At 75.1% G+C, this 14,670-nt stretch carries 12 protein-coding genes; 5 read left to right on the top strand and 7 right to left on the bottom strand.

The window, feature by feature from the left end; translation table 11 throughout:
• Window positions 1-20 precede the first annotated feature (20 nt).
• A complete protein-coding gene (locus ADK52_RS27985) occupies window positions 21-1,025 on the bottom strand; it encodes a helix-turn-helix domain-containing protein (protein ID WP_053692624.1) in 1,005 nt (334 codons plus the stop codon).
• A gap of 315 nt (window positions 1,026-1,340) precedes the next feature.
• On the opposite strand from ADK52_RS27985, the gene ADK52_RS27980 reads away from it, so the two are divergent.
• Together ADK52_RS27980 and ADK52_RS27975 are read left to right on the top strand one after the other, a co-directional pair.
• A complete protein-coding gene (locus ADK52_RS27980) occupies window positions 1,341-1,550 on the top strand; it encodes a hypothetical protein (protein WP_147420151.1) in 210 nt (69 codons plus the stop codon).
• Between the two features lie 46 nt (window positions 1,551-1,596).
• Window positions 1,597-2,520, top strand: coding sequence for a LysR family transcriptional regulator (locus tag ADK52_RS27975; protein ID WP_053692622.1), 924 nt, complete (start codon window positions 1,597-1,599; stop codon window positions 2,518-2,520).
• Between the two features lie 7 nt (window positions 2,521-2,527).
• Here ADK52_RS27975 and ADK52_RS27970 read toward each other — a convergent pair whose 3' ends face one another.
• The 6 genes from ADK52_RS27970 to ADK52_RS27945 are packed head-to-tail and all read right to left on the bottom strand — an operon-like array spanning window position 2,528 to window position 8,563.
• The gene (locus tag ADK52_RS27970; RefSeq protein ID WP_199828560.1) at window positions 2,528-3,565 is read right to left on the bottom strand and encodes an oxygenase; all 1,038 of its coding nucleotides are present in this window, start codon (window positions 3,563-3,565) and stop codon (window positions 2,528-2,530) included.
• A gap of 5 nt (window positions 3,566-3,570) precedes the next feature.
• Window positions 3,571-4,674 (bottom strand): aspartate kinase, encoded by a 1,104-nt coding sequence (locus ADK52_RS27965; protein ID WP_053692621.1) that lies wholly within the window; start codon window positions 4,672-4,674, stop codon window positions 3,571-3,573.
• Window positions 4,671-5,711, bottom strand: a complete 1,041-nt coding sequence (locus tag ADK52_RS27960; protein WP_053692620.1) for an aspartate-semialdehyde dehydrogenase — start codon at window positions 5,709-5,711, stop codon at window positions 4,671-4,673. The genes ADK52_RS27965 and ADK52_RS27960 overlap by 4 nt, the downstream gene beginning before the upstream one ends.
• A 22-nt stretch (window positions 5,712-5,733) precedes the next feature.
• On the bottom strand, window positions 5,734-6,729 hold the full coding sequence (locus ADK52_RS27955; RefSeq protein ID WP_063783952.1) for a transporter substrate-binding domain-containing protein: 996 nt from the start codon (window positions 6,727-6,729) through the stop codon (window positions 5,734-5,736).
• The gene (locus ADK52_RS27950) at window positions 6,726-8,114 is read right to left on the bottom strand and encodes a methylaspartate mutase (protein ID WP_053692619.1); all 1,389 of its coding nucleotides are present in this window, start codon (window positions 8,112-8,114) and stop codon (window positions 6,726-6,728) included. Before ADK52_RS27950 ends, ADK52_RS27955 begins: the two co-directional genes overlap by 4 nt.
• Window positions 8,111-8,563 carry a cobalamin B12-binding domain-containing protein gene (locus ADK52_RS27945; RefSeq protein WP_053692618.1) on the bottom strand — a complete coding sequence of 151 codons (453 nt, stop codon included), beginning with the start codon at window positions 8,561-8,563 and terminating at the stop codon, window positions 8,111-8,113. Before ADK52_RS27945 ends, ADK52_RS27950 begins: the two co-directional genes overlap by 4 nt.
• Before the next feature lie 410 nt (window positions 8,564-8,973).
• Here ADK52_RS27945 and ADK52_RS27940 point away from each other — a divergent pair, with 410 nt between their 5' ends.
• From ADK52_RS27940 to ADK52_RS42580, 3 genes are read left to right on the top strand one after another with little or no spacing between them, the layout of a single operon-like run.
• Entirely contained in the window at window positions 8,974-10,161 is a 1,188-nt protein-coding gene (locus tag ADK52_RS27940) for an ATP-grasp domain-containing protein (protein WP_053692617.1), read from the top strand.
• Window positions 10,158-12,344: a phenylacetate--CoA ligase family protein gene (locus ADK52_RS27935; protein WP_159046043.1), complete on the top strand. Its 2,187-nt coding sequence runs from the start codon at window positions 10,158-10,160 to the stop codon at window positions 12,342-12,344. The genes ADK52_RS27940 and ADK52_RS27935 overlap by 4 nt, the downstream gene beginning before the upstream one ends.
• Window positions 12,344-13,693, top strand: a complete 1,350-nt coding sequence (locus tag ADK52_RS42580; protein WP_053692615.1) for an MFS transporter — start codon at window positions 12,344-12,346, stop codon at window positions 13,691-13,693. The genes ADK52_RS27935 and ADK52_RS42580 overlap by 1 nt, the downstream gene beginning before the upstream one ends.
• Window positions 13,694-14,670 lie beyond the last annotated feature (977 nt).

Genomic DNA, 14,670 nt, shown 5'->3' with positions numbered 1-14,670 from the left:
GGGCTCCCGCCCCCGGCGGGCTACGGCTCGTACGGGAGCCAGCCGCAGCGGACCGCACGGACGCCGGCCTCGAACCGGCTCCGCGCGCCGAGGCGCTCCATCAGGACCGTCGCGATCCGGCGGGCGGTACGGTGCGAGACCCCCAGCCGCTTGGCGATCCCCTCGTCCGTGTGCCCCTCGGCCAGCAGCCGCAGCACGGCGGCCTCCTGCCGGCTCAGGGCCTCGTCGCTGCCGCGCGGCGAGGAGGCCTCGCCGAACGGCTGCGCCTGGTCCCACACGCTCTCGAAGAGCGTGCACAGCGCGGTCAGCGTCCCGTGGCCGGTCAGCACCACCGCCCCCGCCAGGCTGTCCTCGCTGTCGAGGGGGATGATCGCGGTCTTGCGGTCCAGGATCGTCATCCGGGTCGGGAGGACGGCCACCGTACGCACCTGGCCGCCCTGGCCGGTCAGCCAGTTCACGTGCTCCACCGTCGGCGGGCTGTTGCGGACCGCGTCGACGTAGATCGTGCGCATCACCACCCCGCGCTTGAGCAGGCGCTCGTTCAACGGCCGGGCGGCGGCCATGTTCTCCTCGCTCTGCCCGCCGTCGGGCACGAAGGCCATCACCTCCTGTTCCACCTCGTTGGTGAACCGGGCCAGCCGGGCCCGTATCTGCTCCACCCCGTTGAGGTGCTCCACTCCCGTGTGCGCGGCGGCCGGCTGCAGACCCGCGTACTCCGAGATGAGCTGGGAGGCGGCCGCCCGCGAGGCGGCGATGCGCTGCCGGTGCGCCGCGAACTCCGCCTGCTGGCGGGCCAGCAGGTGCTCCAGCCCCAGCTCGGGGCTGACCGCGCGCGGATGGTCCGGGAAGTCGGCCCGGTCGTGGACCACCAGGCACAGTTCGGCCAGCCGCCCCCAGGCGCGGCGGATGTCCTCTTCGGTCCAGCCCAGCCGTTTCGCCAACGCGGTCGCGTCGTCCTCCGGATGGGCGAGCATGGTGCGGTAGACGGATTCTGTGGGCCCGTCCAACCCCAATGACTCAAGCACTGGATCCCCCTGCTGAACAGAGCGGCGGGCTGGTCGCTCCGCCCTGATCATGCCAAACGGCAAGCTGCCGATCGAGGGGATGAAACCACCCAGCACGGCCCGGCGCCACCGGGATCGCGCCAGTGGACTGAAGGGGCCAGGGCCCAATCAGGCCACCCGGTTTCCCTTCACCTGCACCCACCGCTCGAAGGATGCTTGAGCCACGGCGGAGAACAGCCGCCGCACAACTCGGCACAAGCCCCCCGAACCACGTCAACCGCGGGACGTGAAAGGGGAGTTCGAGAACCTCACCCCGACTCCTGGATGGGACCGCTCATGCTCCGCGCCCGCTTCGCCCCGATCGCCGCCAAGACCGCCGCTCTCGCCCTCGCCGCCCTGTTCGTCCTGCCGGCCGGCGGCGCCGCGACCGCCACGGTCCTGGCCGACGGGCCCATCGCGCCGGCCGCCACCCAGCCGGCCCCCGGCACGGGCACCGGCGGCACCGGCACCGGCAGCGGCACGGGCGACGACATGGGCTGGGGCTGACCGGAACGCACACCGGGGGACCGGCCTCGAACCCGCGGGAGACCACGTGGACATCCGACAGCTGACGACTTTCCACCGGGTGGCGACACTGCTCAGCTTCACGCGGGCGGCCACCGAGCTCAAGTACGCCCAGTCCAGCGTCACCGCGCAGATCAAGGGACTGGAGATCTCCCTCGGCGTCGAGCTCTTCGAACGCCTCCGGGGCAAGATCCAGCTCACCCCGGCCGGTGAGCGCCTGATGCCGTACGCGGAGCAGATCCTCTCCCTCGCCGACGAGGCGCGGGGCGTGACGGCCGGCCTCGGAGATCCCTCCGGGGTCCTGACCATCGGCACGATGGAGAGCCTGATCTCCTACCGGATGCCCCCCGTCCTGGAGTACTTCCACCACCGCTACCCGCTGCTCCAGCTGGTGCTCCGCCCCAGCCTGTGCGCCGAGACCTGCCACTCGCTGCGCCAGGGCTCCTTCGACCTCGGCTTCCTGATGGAGGCCGAGACGGAGCACTCCGGGGTGCAGACCGCCGTCCTGGGCTCCGAGCCGCTGGCCGTCGTGGCCGCTCCCGACCACCCCCTCGCCCTGGCCCGCGGCCTGACGACGCAGGACCTGCGCACCGCGGCCGTCCTCGCCCCCGAAGCCGGCTGCGCCTACCGCGAGCTGTTCGAGGCCGAGCTGAACGACGGCTCGGGGGAGCCGGTCTCCTTCCTGGAGTTCGGCAACATCGAGTCCATCAAGCGGGGCGTGGCCGCGGGCCTCGGCATCAGCCTGCTGCCGACGATGACCGTCACCGAGGCGGTGGAGAGCGGACAGCTCGCCGTCCTCGACTGGGAGCCGCCCTTCGAGGTGTTCACCCAGCTCGCCTGGCGGCGCGGCAAGCAGCTGTCGCGGGAGATGCGCCTGTTCGTCGAGCAGACCGTCGCCTTCATGTCCGAGTACTACCGGCCAGCGGCCGCGGCCGCCGCGGCCGCCGCCTGAGGAGGGCTCACAGGTGGACGCGGCGGGCGGTCGGCGAGGCGCGGTGGCGGATGGTCCACAGGCTGCGCCGTACGTAGGTGCGCTGGACCCAGCGGTCCAGCCCGTCGTAGCGGGGCGTGAACACCGAACGGGCGTGCACCCCCTTGCGGTTGTTGACCAGCAGGGCCTGGCCGGGCCGCAGCCGCACCGGCTGCGCCACCGAGCGGCAGACCTCCTGGAGCCGCAGCAGCGCCGTGCCCGCCGCGGTGGTCATCGGGCGCACCCCGTTGGCCGCCACGGTGATCTCCGGGAAGGCCGCCGCGCCCCCGATGAGGGGCACCGGGTCGGAGAGCACCTCGCGGCCGCCGGCGTGGGCCCGGGTGTAGCCGCCGGGGGCGTTCAGCCGGAACAGCGGGCTGCGCAGCGTCGTCAGCACCTCGTCGCCCAGGGAGGCCGCGATGTCGCGGGCGTCCGCGTAGTACGTCACGGCCTCGCCCTCGTGGTCCGCGCGCAGGCAGTTCAGCACCAGGAAGTCGGGGTTGGCCAGGTCGTAGCGGCCCGCCGGGTCGTGGACGATGTCGCTGTGGAAGTTCAGGAAGGCCCGCGAGCCCTGGTTGGTCTGGGTGTGCTCGCCGCCCGGGACGGGCACCACGTCGTGGACGATCCGGCCGTCCTTCTCGGTGAGCATCCCCACCGGCTCGCCCAGCAGCCCGCTCAGCCCCAGCAGCACCCCTTCGGCGACGAAGGTCCCCTTGTCCGTGCTCGGCCCGCCGTCGAGCGGGGTGGGCGGCAGCAGGGCGTCCTGCGGCAGGTTCCCGACCAGCGCGACCCCCGGGGTGTCGGGGTGACGGCCGAAGTCCAGCAGCCGGCGCAGCAGTTCGGTCGGCAGCTGGGCGAAGACCTGGTGGCAGCGGGCCGTGGCCCAGTCGAGGTCCGCGGCCGGGTCGGCCAGCAGGGCCAGGTCCCGGCCCACCGCCTCGCGCACGGAGTCGGGCAGGTCCCAGACGGCGAGCGCGGAGCCGCTGTCCGGTCGCACGCCCAGGATGTCGGCGACGGTCATGGTCATGTGCATCACACTCCTGCGAGTCTCAGGGGCCGGGCGCGGGGCGCCGGGCCGTTCTCGAACGTGCCGTGCAGCCGCCGCGCGAGGGCCACGGCCCCCTCCGCGTCGGCCGCCAGATGCGTGGTCGCCACCGGGCCGCGCAGCACCGTCACCGGTACGCCCGCGCCCGCCCCGGGGGCCAGGCCGCGGCGGCGGTGGAACTCTGCTAGGTCCAGGAACCCGCCGACGGCCACGACCAGCGGGCCCTCGCCCAGCCGTACGGCGTCCGCGTTCGCCGCGCGCAGCGCCGCGTACGCCCGGTCGGCTTCGGCCTCGCCGGCGTACCGCAGGGCGACCGAGCGCCGGTTGAGGACGACGGCGGACACCGGCTCGCCCGCCGCGCCCACCCGGGTGCCGTGCGCGAACGGCGGCCGGCCGTACCGCAGTACGAGCTCCACGCCGTACCTGCGGGCCATCTCGACGGCCCGCCGGTGGATCACCTTCGCGCCGTGCAGCGACAGCAGCGAGGCCGTGTCGTACGAGACCAGCGGCAGCAGCCGAGCCCCCGGCACCAGGTGCGGGTCCGCGCTGTAGATGCCGTCCACGTCCGAGTGGATCTCGCACGCGGACGCGCCGACGGCCGCGGCCACCGCCACCGCCGACAGGTCCGAGCTGTTCTTGCCGAGCCAGGTCGGCCGGCCCCGCGCGTCCACGGCCTGCCCGCCCGGTACGACGACCACCTCGTGGCCGGCCAGGGCCGCGGTCAGCGCCCCCGGGTCCGTGTGCACCAGCCGGGCCCGCGCGAACACCGAGTCCGAGACCAGCCCCAGCTGCTGCCCGGCCAGCACCGCCGAACCGATGCCCGCCCGGTGCAGGGCCGCGGCCAGCAGCTGGGCGCCCGCCGTGTCGGCCAGCGTCAGCAGCCCGGCCAGGTTCTCGTCCTCGGGATGCGGGTCGATGCCCAGCAGCCGCTCCCGCAGGGCCTCCGTCTCGCCCGGCCCCGCGCTCACCACCACGGCCAGCGGGCCGCGCCCCTCCCGCAGCCGGCGTCCGACCGCGTCCGCGACGCGCTCGTACCCGTCCGGCCCGGCGAAACTCGACCCGCCGAACTTCAGGACCCGCGCCGCGCTCACAGCGTGCCCCGGGCGAGGAGTTCCTCCGCGATCTGCACCGCGTTCAGCGCCGCGCCCACCCGCAGGTTGTCCGCGACCAGCCACAGCCAGAAGCCCCGCGGATCGTTCGGCGAGACCCGGATCCGGCCCACGTGCACCCGGTCCGGGTCCTCCAGGGAGGCCGGCACCGGCGGCTGGGCCTGCGGCCCGTCGTACACGCTCACCTCGGGCAGCGCCCCGAGCAGCGCGACGAGTTCACCGCGCTCGACCTCGCCGGCGCACTCCACCCACACCGACTCCGAGTGCCCGTTGACCACCGGCACCCGTACGCACGTCGCCGTCACGTCCAGCCCCGGCAGGTCCAGGATCCGCCGCGACTCGTGCAGCAGCTTCTCCTCCTCGCGGGTGAAGCCGCTCTCCAGCACCTCGTCGATCTGCGGCAGCACGTTGAATGCCAGCGAGGGGGCGAACCGCTTCGACAGCGGCTCGGCGCCCGGGTCCTGGAGCGCCAGCGCGCTCGCCTCCTGGAGCTCCTCGATCCCCGAGTGCCCCAGCCCCGACGCCGCCTGGTACGTGCTCACCACGACCCGGCGCAGCCCCCAGCGCCGGCCGACCGCGTCCAGCAGCCGCACCAGCGGGATCGTGGAGCAGTTCGGGTTGGCGACCGTACCGCTGTCCGGCCGGCGGTCCAGCTCCGCGCCGTTGACCTGCGGGACCACCAGCGGGGTCGCCGGATCCATGCGGAAGGCGCGGGTGTTGTCGATGACGAGGGCGCCCGCGGCCGTGGCGCGCGGCACCCACCGCTCGCTGACGGCCGTACCGGCCGAGAAGAACGCCAGGTCCACCGAGCCGAAGTCGAACTCCTCCAGGTCCCGCACGGTGTAGTAGCGGCCCGCGACGCACACCTCCCGGCCGGCGGAGCGCGGCGAGGCCACCAGGTACAGCTCGCGGTAGGGCAGCCCCCGCTCCTCGAACAGCTCGACGAGGGTGCCGCCTACCGCGCCGGTCGCCCCGATGATGGCGATGCGGGGCGCTGAGGGGTCGCTGACGAGGGTCACACGAATCTCCGATCTCGATCGTTCAGTACAGGGGAACCGGGTAGTGCAGACCACCACCGGTCCACAGCTCGTTGAGGCCGCGCGGTACGTCCAGCCCGGAGGCCGGGCCGAGCGCGCGCTCGTACACGTCCGCGTAGGTGCCGACGGCGGCCAGGACGCGGGCGGCCCACCGCGGGTCCAGCCCGGCGGCGGGCCCGTGCCGGCCGGCCGCCCGGGCCACCCGCTCCAGGGCCGCGGCGCGGTGCCCGTCCCCGGGCCCGGTCCGCGCCACCTCGTGCTCGGCGGCGAGCAGCAGGTTCACCACCCACCGGCACAGCCGCAGCCAGCCCGGGTCGTCCTCGCGGACCGCCGCGGCCATCGGCTCGCGCGAGATCGTCTCCGCGAGGACCGTGTGCTCCGCGGGTACGGGAAGCAGCGCCCGCTGCCCGGCCAGCGCCACCCGGTCCAGTACCAGCGCGGCGCACCCTCCGTCGGCGTACCCGGCCAGCGCGGCCGCGGGCGTCGGGTACTCCCGTACACGGACCACGAGGCCCCTCGGGCCGTACCAGGCCGCCAGGTTGGCGGCGCTCGTGGTGCCCGCCTGCACCGCGAGCCCGCGGCCCGCCAGATCGGCCGGGCCGGTGATCCCGTCCGCCGTGCGGACCAGGAAGCCCTCGCCGTCGTAGCAGGTCACCGCGGCGAACAGGACCGGCCAGGCCGCCTCGCGGCCCATCGTCCAGGTGGTGTTGGCCACCGTCAGCTCCGCGCCGCCCGCCGCGAGTACGCCGAGCCGGTCCGCAGGGTCGGCGGGCACCCACTCCACCGCCCCGGCGTCGCCCAGCGCGGCCGCGGCCACCGCCCGGGCCACGTCCGTGTCCAGGCCCGACCACACCCCCCGCGCCGAGCGCGCCGACAGCCCCGGCACCCCGCGGCTGACCACCGCGCGCAGCGCCCCGTACGACCGCACGGCGGCCAGCGTCGGCCCGGCGGCGGGCACGGAGCCCGCCCGGCCCGCAGCGGGCGCCCGGTGCGCGCTCATGCCGCCGCCCCGTCGCCGAGCCGGCGGCCCAGCACGTCCTCCGCGTCGAAGCGGCGCGCGTTGAAGCCGAGCATGTCCAGCAGCTGCCGGGAGCCGACCGCCGCGCCCGCGCCAGCGCCCGCGAACGCTGACGCGGATGCGGATGCTGACGCGGATGCGGACGCACCGCGCCGGGCCCGCCGGGGGAGCGGGACGCGCCCCGGGTCCGCCCAGCGCAGCACCCCCCAGGGGTCCACCACGGCCCGCGCCCGGTTCGCGTTGTCCGGGTGCAGGCAGTACGGAACGTCCAGCAGCCCCGTCGCGAAAGAGCGCAGCAAGGCTTCGCCCACCGTCGGCGCCTGCTCCAGCACGCAGTCCACCAGCAGCGCGGCCTCCTCGTACACGCCGTACGGGCCGTACGGCCCCGGGACGGGCGCCGGCCGCAGCCGCGCACGCGTACGGCCCCGCTCGTCGGCGGCCACGGCCGCGGCGAACTCCAGCGCGGCCACGTTCTCGTCCAGGGTCGGGATCCGGTGCGCCTCCGCGGGCGTCTTGACCACCAGCCGGGCGGCCCCGCCGCGCACCGCGAGGCGCGCGCTCTCCTCCAGGAGCCGGAAGGCGCCCGCCGCCGAGCGCGGGAAGACCCCCATGAACGTGTAGAGCACCACGTGCCAGTCCGGGCCACCGTCCGGGCCGCCGTCCAGCCGCTCCGCGGCGAGCCGGTGCAGCGCGGCGAGCGCCTCCAGGTCCTGCCCGGGGTGCGTCTGCTGGGCGTAGCTGAGGGAAACGGAACGCACCCCGTGCTCGCGGAAGAACAGGGCCTCCAGCACACTGAGCGCCACCAGCACCGAGGGCGGGCACAGCTGGCCCAGCATGCCGCCGCCGAAGGTCTCCAGGTGCATCGGCTCCTCGCGCGCCGCGATCAGCTCGCAGCAGTGCGCCCAGGCGCGCACCGAATCCCGCAGCGGTACACGGCCGTAGGGCAGGCAGTACGAGACCGGGCCGCCCTCGGTGGCGTCCGCGCCGGCCGCGCAGGCCGTCGCCACCACGCGCCCCGCCAACGCCGAGCCGTGTCGCACCTGGACCGGGAAACCTTCCGAAGCCAGCCCGTTCAGTACCTCACGCGTACCCTCCGCCCCATGGGCCAGGAGCGGGAAGCCGTTCAACTCCGCCCCGGAGCGCAGCGCCTCCAGCGCCCGCGCGTACTCCCCGACCCGGGTGTAGCTGTCCACGGTGACGGTGCCCGCCGTGGGCGCCGCGACGTCACGGACCGCCCGCAGCCCCTCGCGCATCCGGCGCGCGCCGGCGAAGCCCATCCGCGGCTGCACGACCAGCGACCCGGACTCCCGGGCCCGCCGCACGTGCGCCGCGAACCGGCCCGGGCCGGCGGTGCCGGGCCCGCTCATGCGACCGGCTCCGCGGGCGCGCGGCGGCGCGGGCGCAGCTCCCGGAGGAAGTCCGCGAACTCCTCCAGCCCGTGCTCGGAGGCGAAGACGGCGTCGTAGCCCGCCGCCACCAGCGCGTCCACGTGGCTGTCGGCCGCGCCGTCCACCCCGAGCTTGCCGCCGATCACCGCGCGCAGCTCCGCCAGGTCCGGGTGCGCGCGCAGGGTCCGTACGAGCCGGGCCCCGTCCATGTGGCCGTGCCCGTTGACGGTGCTGACCACCAGGGCGTCCGGGCGCTCGCGCAGGCATGCCTCGACGACCTCGTCGTCGGGCGGGCAGGCACCGAGGTTGACCACCTCGTGGCCGCGCTCCTCCAGCATCAGCTGGAGGAAGACCAGATTCCAGGTGTGCGCGTCGGACGAGACCCCGGAGACGACGAACTTCCCCGAGCGGCTGCGGTACTTCGGCATGGGACACCCCCGGGTGGCGGATCGGCGCAGGCGGTACACCGATCCTCGTGGCGCTGCCCGCGCCGATTCAACGCGCCGCCGATGGAGAACCGCTATCGCCGCCATCGAACAATTCGATGTTCCGAGGTCAGGGGCGTGGCCGGGGCGTGGCCGGGGCGTGGCCGAGGCGGCGCCGCGGCGGCGCCGGATGGCGTCGGAGCCGGGCCGGGGTGGCCGACCGGGCGGCCGGGGCGGCCGGGGCGGCCGATCGGGCGGGCGATCGGGCGGGCGATCGAAAAGGGCGATCGAAAGGGGTGATCGCCCGCATCGCCATTCCCGCACGCCCCGCGTTGACCGGGCCCCGGCGGCTGAACAAGGGTTTTTCCCGCCGTCCCCGCGCCGCGGACGGCAGTCCCCTTGGAGCGTCAGGCATGAAGATCCTCGTCCTTCACCAACTGCCGTACCGCAAGGCCGGCTACGACCGGGCCATCGACCACCGGCGCCACGACGTGACCTACGCGGGACACGCCGACCGGCTGGCCGACCTGCCCGCCGGTCTGCCCGCCCGGCGGCTGCCCGTCCCGGCCGACGAGGACTTCGCCGCGGGCGTCATCGCCCGCACCTCACCCGCCGACGGCTACGAAGCGGTGCTGTCCCTCTCCGAGTTCGGCGTCCTCGCCGTCTGCCGGGTCCGCGGCCACCTCGGACTGCCCGGACCCACCCCCGAGCAGGCCGAACTGGCCCACGACAAGGTCCGCATGAAGCAGGCGCTCGCCGGCTCCGGGATCCGCACCCCGCGCTTCGCGGCCGCGCCCGCGCAGGGCGCCCTGCTGCCCTGGTCCGGGGCCACCGTCCTCAAGCCGCGCCGCGGCACGTGCAGCGAGGGCGTCCGCGTCTTCCCCAGCGCCCGCCGCGCCCTGGCCGCGCACCGCGCGCTGGCCGAGCCGGCGGCATACGAGCTGGAGGAGTACGTCGAGGGCGACATCCTGCACACCGACGGCCTCGTCCGGGACGGGGTCCTCGTCCACAGCGTCACCAGCCGGTACGTGGGCAAGCCCGCCGACTATGCCGCGGGCGTCCCGCTCGGCTCCCACCAACTGCCCCCCGAGGAGCGGTACGAGGACCTCGCCCGCCGCACCGTCACCGCCCTGGGCATCGACTGCGGCACCGTCCACCTCGAATTCTTCGAGACCCCGCGGGGAGAGCTCGTCTTCCTGGAGGTGGCCAACCGGATGGGCGGCGCCGGGGTCGTCGACGCCCACCTGCGGCACACCGGCATCCACCTGCCCTCCTACGAGATCGCCCTGCGGCTGGGCCTGCCGCGGCCCGCCCCGGACACCCCCAGCGGGCGCTACCACGGCTGGCTCGTCGTTCCCGGACACCACCTGCCCGCCGACCGCCCGCACCCCGTGGCCCTCCCCGCGCACCTGCTCGACCACCCGTGCGCCGACCGGGTCCACACCCTCCCGCCCGGCACCCCGGCCGCCCGTCACATCACTTACCAGGAGTGGCTCGTACCGCTGGCCGTCGAGGCCTCCCACCCCGATCCGGACGTCCTGCGCGCCTACCTCCGCTCCTGCGCCGAAGCCACCGCAACCCCCTCCGAGGAGGCCGCATGACCGCCCCCGCCGCCCTTGCCGCGCCCGCCAGGCCCGCGCCCCCCGCCGCACCGGCGCCCGCGGCGCCCGCGGCGCCCCCGGCGCGCGCTGCCGCGCCCGCGGGGGGCGGAGACGGGGCCGGGCGGGCCGTGCGGTACTACCCGACCGACCTCCTGCTCGCGCTGGAGGAGGCCGACCGGCCCGGATCCGGGCTCGACGAACTGCTCGACGCGCACGGACTGACCGCCCTGCGTCCGCTCTTCGGGGCCGGCGAGGAGTTCGCCGACGGGCTGGACGAACTCCTCGGAGGTCTCGCCCAGTACCCCTGGCAGCCCCTCACCGACACCAACGACGTCGACGAGCTGCGGCCGGTCGGCGCTGTCGTCCTCGACGACGATCGCCCCGGCACCACCCTGCGCGGCCTCCTGCTCGCCTGGGCCACCGGCAACCACGTCACCGTGCGCACCGCGGACCCCGGTTTCTGGCGGGAGCTCACCGCCCTCCTGCGCCGCCCCGGACTTCCCCTGCCCACCGCCCGCACCACCCCCCGCGACACCCCCGCGGACGCGGCCGGCACCCCGCTGCGCGTGCCCGACCTGCTGCCCCTCGCCGCGCGGGCCGGGGCCGAGGCCCCGTACGACGCCCCGTACGACGCCCCGTACGACGCCCCCTACGACGCACCCGCCCGGAGCACGGCCCGGCACGCGGCTCCCGCCGGGGACGCGGCCCCGTACGGAAGCCCCGGCTGGGACCCGGCCCTGTACGCCACGCCCGGCACCGCCGGACCCGACCCGCTGGAGACGCGGTTCCCGGCCGGGCGGCCGCTGCCCGGGCAGGACGCGTTCACCGCCGGGGTGCTGCGCGGAGACTGCCGCTCCGCCTGGACCGCCGCCCTCAGCCGCCGCACCCGCCTGTACGGCACCACCCTCGCCGCCGCCCGCGCCGCCGAGGACCCGCGCCGCACCGGCCGCCTCGACGCCCGGCTGCGCCACACCGCCGCCCGCGCCCGCAGGTCCCCGTACTACCGCGACCTGCCGCCCGTACGCACCCTGGACGACCTGCCCGGCCTGCCCGTGCTCGACAAGGCCGCCCTCGCCGCGCACTCGCTGCCCGCCGGCCGCGGCTTCGCCAGCGGCGCCCGCCCCACCGGCGAGGTGCTGCGCAGCGGCTCCACCACCGGCACGCCGCGCTACATCGTCTACGCCCGCACCGACTGGGACAACATGGTCCGCGAGGCCGTCCCCCTCTTCTACGCCATGGGGCTGGAGCCCGGCGACCGCCTGGTCAACACCCTCTTCGGCGGCGACCTCTACGGCGGACTGACCACGACCGTCACCGAGTTCAGCCGGATGCCGCTCGAATGCTGCACCACCGCCCAGGCCGCCACCCCCGAGTCCCTCCTGATGCTCGCCCGCAGCTTCGGCGCCAACGCCGTCATCGGCGTACCGACCATGATCCTCCCGCTGCTGCGCGAGGCGTACCGGCAGGACCCCCTCCTGCGCATCGAGAAGGTCCTCTACCTCGGCACGGCCATGGGCCGCGCCGACCGCACCTGGCTGCGCGAGCACCTCGGCACCCGCATCGTCTCCAGCGTCCTCGCCGCCAACGACGGGGCCCAGCTCGGCTACCAGTGCGCCGCCCTCGACGGGATGCTCCACCACGTCAACGACGACTACAACTACCTGGAGGTCGTCGACGAGCACGGCCGCCCCCTGCCCGACGGCACCGCGGGCGAGCTGCTGACCACCACGTTCCAGAAGGGCGAGGGCCCGCTGATCCGCTACCGCATCGGTGACCGCGGCCGCTTCGTCCACCACGACTGCCCCTGCGGGATCTCCGGCCGCACCCTCGAATACCACGGCCGCTCCGACGGCGTGGTCCGCCTCATGGGCGCGGCCCTGCTGCACGCAGAACTCCTCGACGCGGTATCCGGGTTCGGGGTGTCCGAGCTCCAGGCCGAGATCACCTCGCAGGGCGGCCGCGACACCCTCACCCTGCGCACCGAGTCCCCCCGCCCGCTGCGACCCGAGGCCCTGCGCGCCCACCTGGCCGACCGCTTCCCGCTCCTCGCCGGCACCCGGATCTACGAGGACGGCGCCGGCCCGGCCGACTTCCACGTCGAATGCCACGCCCCCGGCGCCCTCGCCCGCCACCCGGTCAGCGGCAAGATCCGCCCCGTCGTGGACCGCCGGGTGGAGGCCTGATGCCGCGCGACCGCACCGCCGGCCTCGCCCCCGGCCGCGCCGCCGGCCTCGCCGCCGGCCTCGCCCCCGGCCTTGCCCCCGACCGGATCGTCCCGACCCTGCTGACTTCCCTCGCCCTGCTGGGCATCGGCATGGGCGTCTACCTGCTCGCCCTCGGGCAGCTCCTGTACCAGCTCACCGGCAGCCCGCAGGCCTTCGCGCTCGCCCTCACCCTCCAGGGCGCCGCCGCCGTCTGCGTCCTGCCCTTCTCCGGGCCCCTCGTCGACGCCCTCGACTCGCGGCGCGTGCACACCGCGTGCAGCCTCGCCCGCGCCGCCACCGTCGCCGGGCTCGCCCTGACCGGGCTGACCCGGCCGCCGGGCGCGGTGGCGCTGATCGCCGCCGGCGTCGTCCTGCTGGCCTTCGTGGACAACGTCCAGCGCGCCGCCCTGTTCAAGTACACCGCCTGGCACGTCGCGCCCGCCCGCCGGGCCCGGCTCAACGCCCTGATCAACGTGGCCGTCCAGGTGGGGGCGCTGACCGGCATGGCCCTGCTCGGCCTGCTGCTCCTGTGGACCTCCCTGGCCGGCGCCCTGCTGGCCGACACCGCCGTCGCGCTGGCCGTCGCGGCCCTCGTACGCAGCCTGCCGGCGACGGCCCCCGAGCCGCGCGGCCCGGCCGCCGGGGTGCTGCGTACGGCGCTGCCGCTGGCCCTGCACGACTGGCGGGCCATGTTCCACCGCTACCGCGGCGACCTCGCCGTCCTCGGCGTGATCGTGCTGTGCGCCGCCGACTTCGTCTTCCAGTCCTGCGTGAGCACCCTGGTCGTCCCGCTGGTGGCGGAGCACTACGGCGGCCGGGGCCAGTACGTCTCCCTGCTGGAGGCGGTCTTCGCCCTCGGCATGATCGCCTCCTCCTTCTTCACCCGCCACACCCAGCGGGCCGCGCTGCTGCCGCTGTGGTGCGCCCTCCAGGCCGCGGCGGCCCTGGCGCTGGGCCTGTCCGCCGCGCCGGCGGTCCACCTGGCAGCCCTGCTCGCGGCCGGCTTCGCCAACCTCTCGGCCCTCACCTGGCTCCTGACGAGCCTCCAGAACCGCGCGGGTGACGGGGAGAAGGCGAAGATGGCCAGCCTGCGCATGCTGTCCATCGGCGTGGCCACCACCGTGCTGATGCCCCTGGTCGGCCACTTCGCCGGGGTCTCCCTCACCGCCGGCTTCCTGGCCACGGCCGCCGTCATGCTGGCCTTCACGGCCCTGGCGGCCGCGAGCACCACCCGCCGCCCCGCCCCCGGGCCCACCGAGTCCGCACCCCCCGAACCGGCCCGCCGACCGCGCGTTCACGGACGACGAGGCGCCGGCCCGGTCCGCTGACCCGGACGGAACGTCTCGGGAACGCTGATGGCCGTCCATCCGTTCCGGCTCCCGATGCGCGGAGGGACCGGCCCAGCGGGGTGAACGTGAACGCTTCCGGAAGCAGTGTGCCGCCGACCCGGGCGGCGAGCACGGCCGGCTGCGGGCGGCCGGAGTCGTGGTCGTTCCAGAGGTGCACGACGAGCATGGGGTCTTCCGGCTTCTCGGTGGCGTAGGCCACGGCCTTGCTCGTGTGAGGGTTCTGGCCGCCGAAGACGACGGAAGGTTCGCCGAACGCCGCCGTAACGTCGCGCCACTCCCGGTCCACCGCGCACCAGCCGGGCAGTGCGTCCCGCACGGCCCGGTACTCCGTCTCCGACAGTGCGCGGCCGAGGGTGAGCCAGCCGCGGCGGTGGGCGAACTCGGCGTAGACGGAGGCGGTGTGCGCGTCGCGGGCCGGGTCCGACGGCAGCAGCTTCTCGAAGGCGCCTGGACGCCGTCCGCGTACCAGGCGCCGGACTCGGCGAGCCGGGACTGCTCCTTCTGCCACGCTCCGGCGTCCCGTTCCAGGACGAGCAGATGGTCCATCAGGAACCAGACGGCAGTGTCGAGGTCGCCGTACGCGGACGGGCGGCGCAGGACGGCGTCCAACTGTTCGACGAGGTGTGCTCGCATCTCATCGGTTGAGGCGAGGCGCGGAGCGTTCGGCATGGGTACGAGTGTGCCCGTTCGCCCCACGAGTGCAGCCTCGCCCCGTCTTCGGACGGCCCGACGCGGCCGCCGGGCCTCGCGCGGAGCGTTCACTCTCCATCCAATGCAACGATCCATGGGCTGACGTTGCGTTATCTGCATATCCATTGCAACGAAATCTAGGCTTTGACCTGCACTGATGGAGGAAGTGCGCAACGAAGGCGTTGCGTGATTCTTGAACGCTACGTAGCTTTTCCCTCATCGGAAACATCGAGTGAGTCCAACAGGAGCCTGTCATGCAGAAGTTC

The organism is Streptomyces sp. WM6372, assembly GCF_001279655.1.
In the GTDB taxonomy this organism is placed as follows: domain Bacteria; phylum Actinomycetota; class Actinomycetes; order Streptomycetales; family Streptomycetaceae; genus Streptomyces.
The sequence above is the reverse complement of the archived record's forward strand: the minus strand, read 5'-3'. Positions and strand labels throughout refer to the sequence as shown.

Bases quoted from the DNA above. Each gene is read 5' to 3' on its own strand.
- ADK52_RS27980 (WP_147420151.1), top strand. From the start codon at position 1,341: ATGCTCCGCGCCCGCTTCGCCCCGATCGCCGCCAAGACCGCCGCTCTC.
- ADK52_RS27970 (WP_199828560.1), bottom strand. From the start codon at position 3,565: ATGACCATGACCGTCGCCGACATCCTGGGCGTGCGACCGGACAGCGGC.
- ADK52_RS27955 (WP_063783952.1), bottom strand. From the start codon at position 6,729: ATGAGCGCGCACCGGGCGCCCGCTGCGGGCCGGGCGGGCTCCGTGCCC.
- ADK52_RS27950 (WP_053692619.1), bottom strand. From the start codon at position 8,114: ATGAGCGGGCCCGGCACCGCCGGCCCGGGCCGGTTCGCGGCGCACGTG.
- ADK52_RS27945 (WP_053692618.1), bottom strand. From the start codon at position 8,563: ATGCCGAAGTACCGCAGCCGCTCGGGGAAGTTCGTCGTCTCCGGGGTC.
- ADK52_RS27940 (WP_053692617.1), top strand. From the start codon at position 8,974: ATGAAGATCCTCGTCCTTCACCAACTGCCGTACCGCAAGGCCGGCTAC.
- ADK52_RS27935 (WP_159046043.1), top strand. From the start codon at position 10,158: ATGACCGCCCCCGCCGCCCTTGCCGCGCCCGCCAGGCCCGCGCCCCCC.
- ADK52_RS42580 (WP_053692615.1), top strand. From the start codon at position 12,344: ATGCCGCGCGACCGCACCGCCGGCCTCGCCCCCGGCCGCGCCGCCGGC.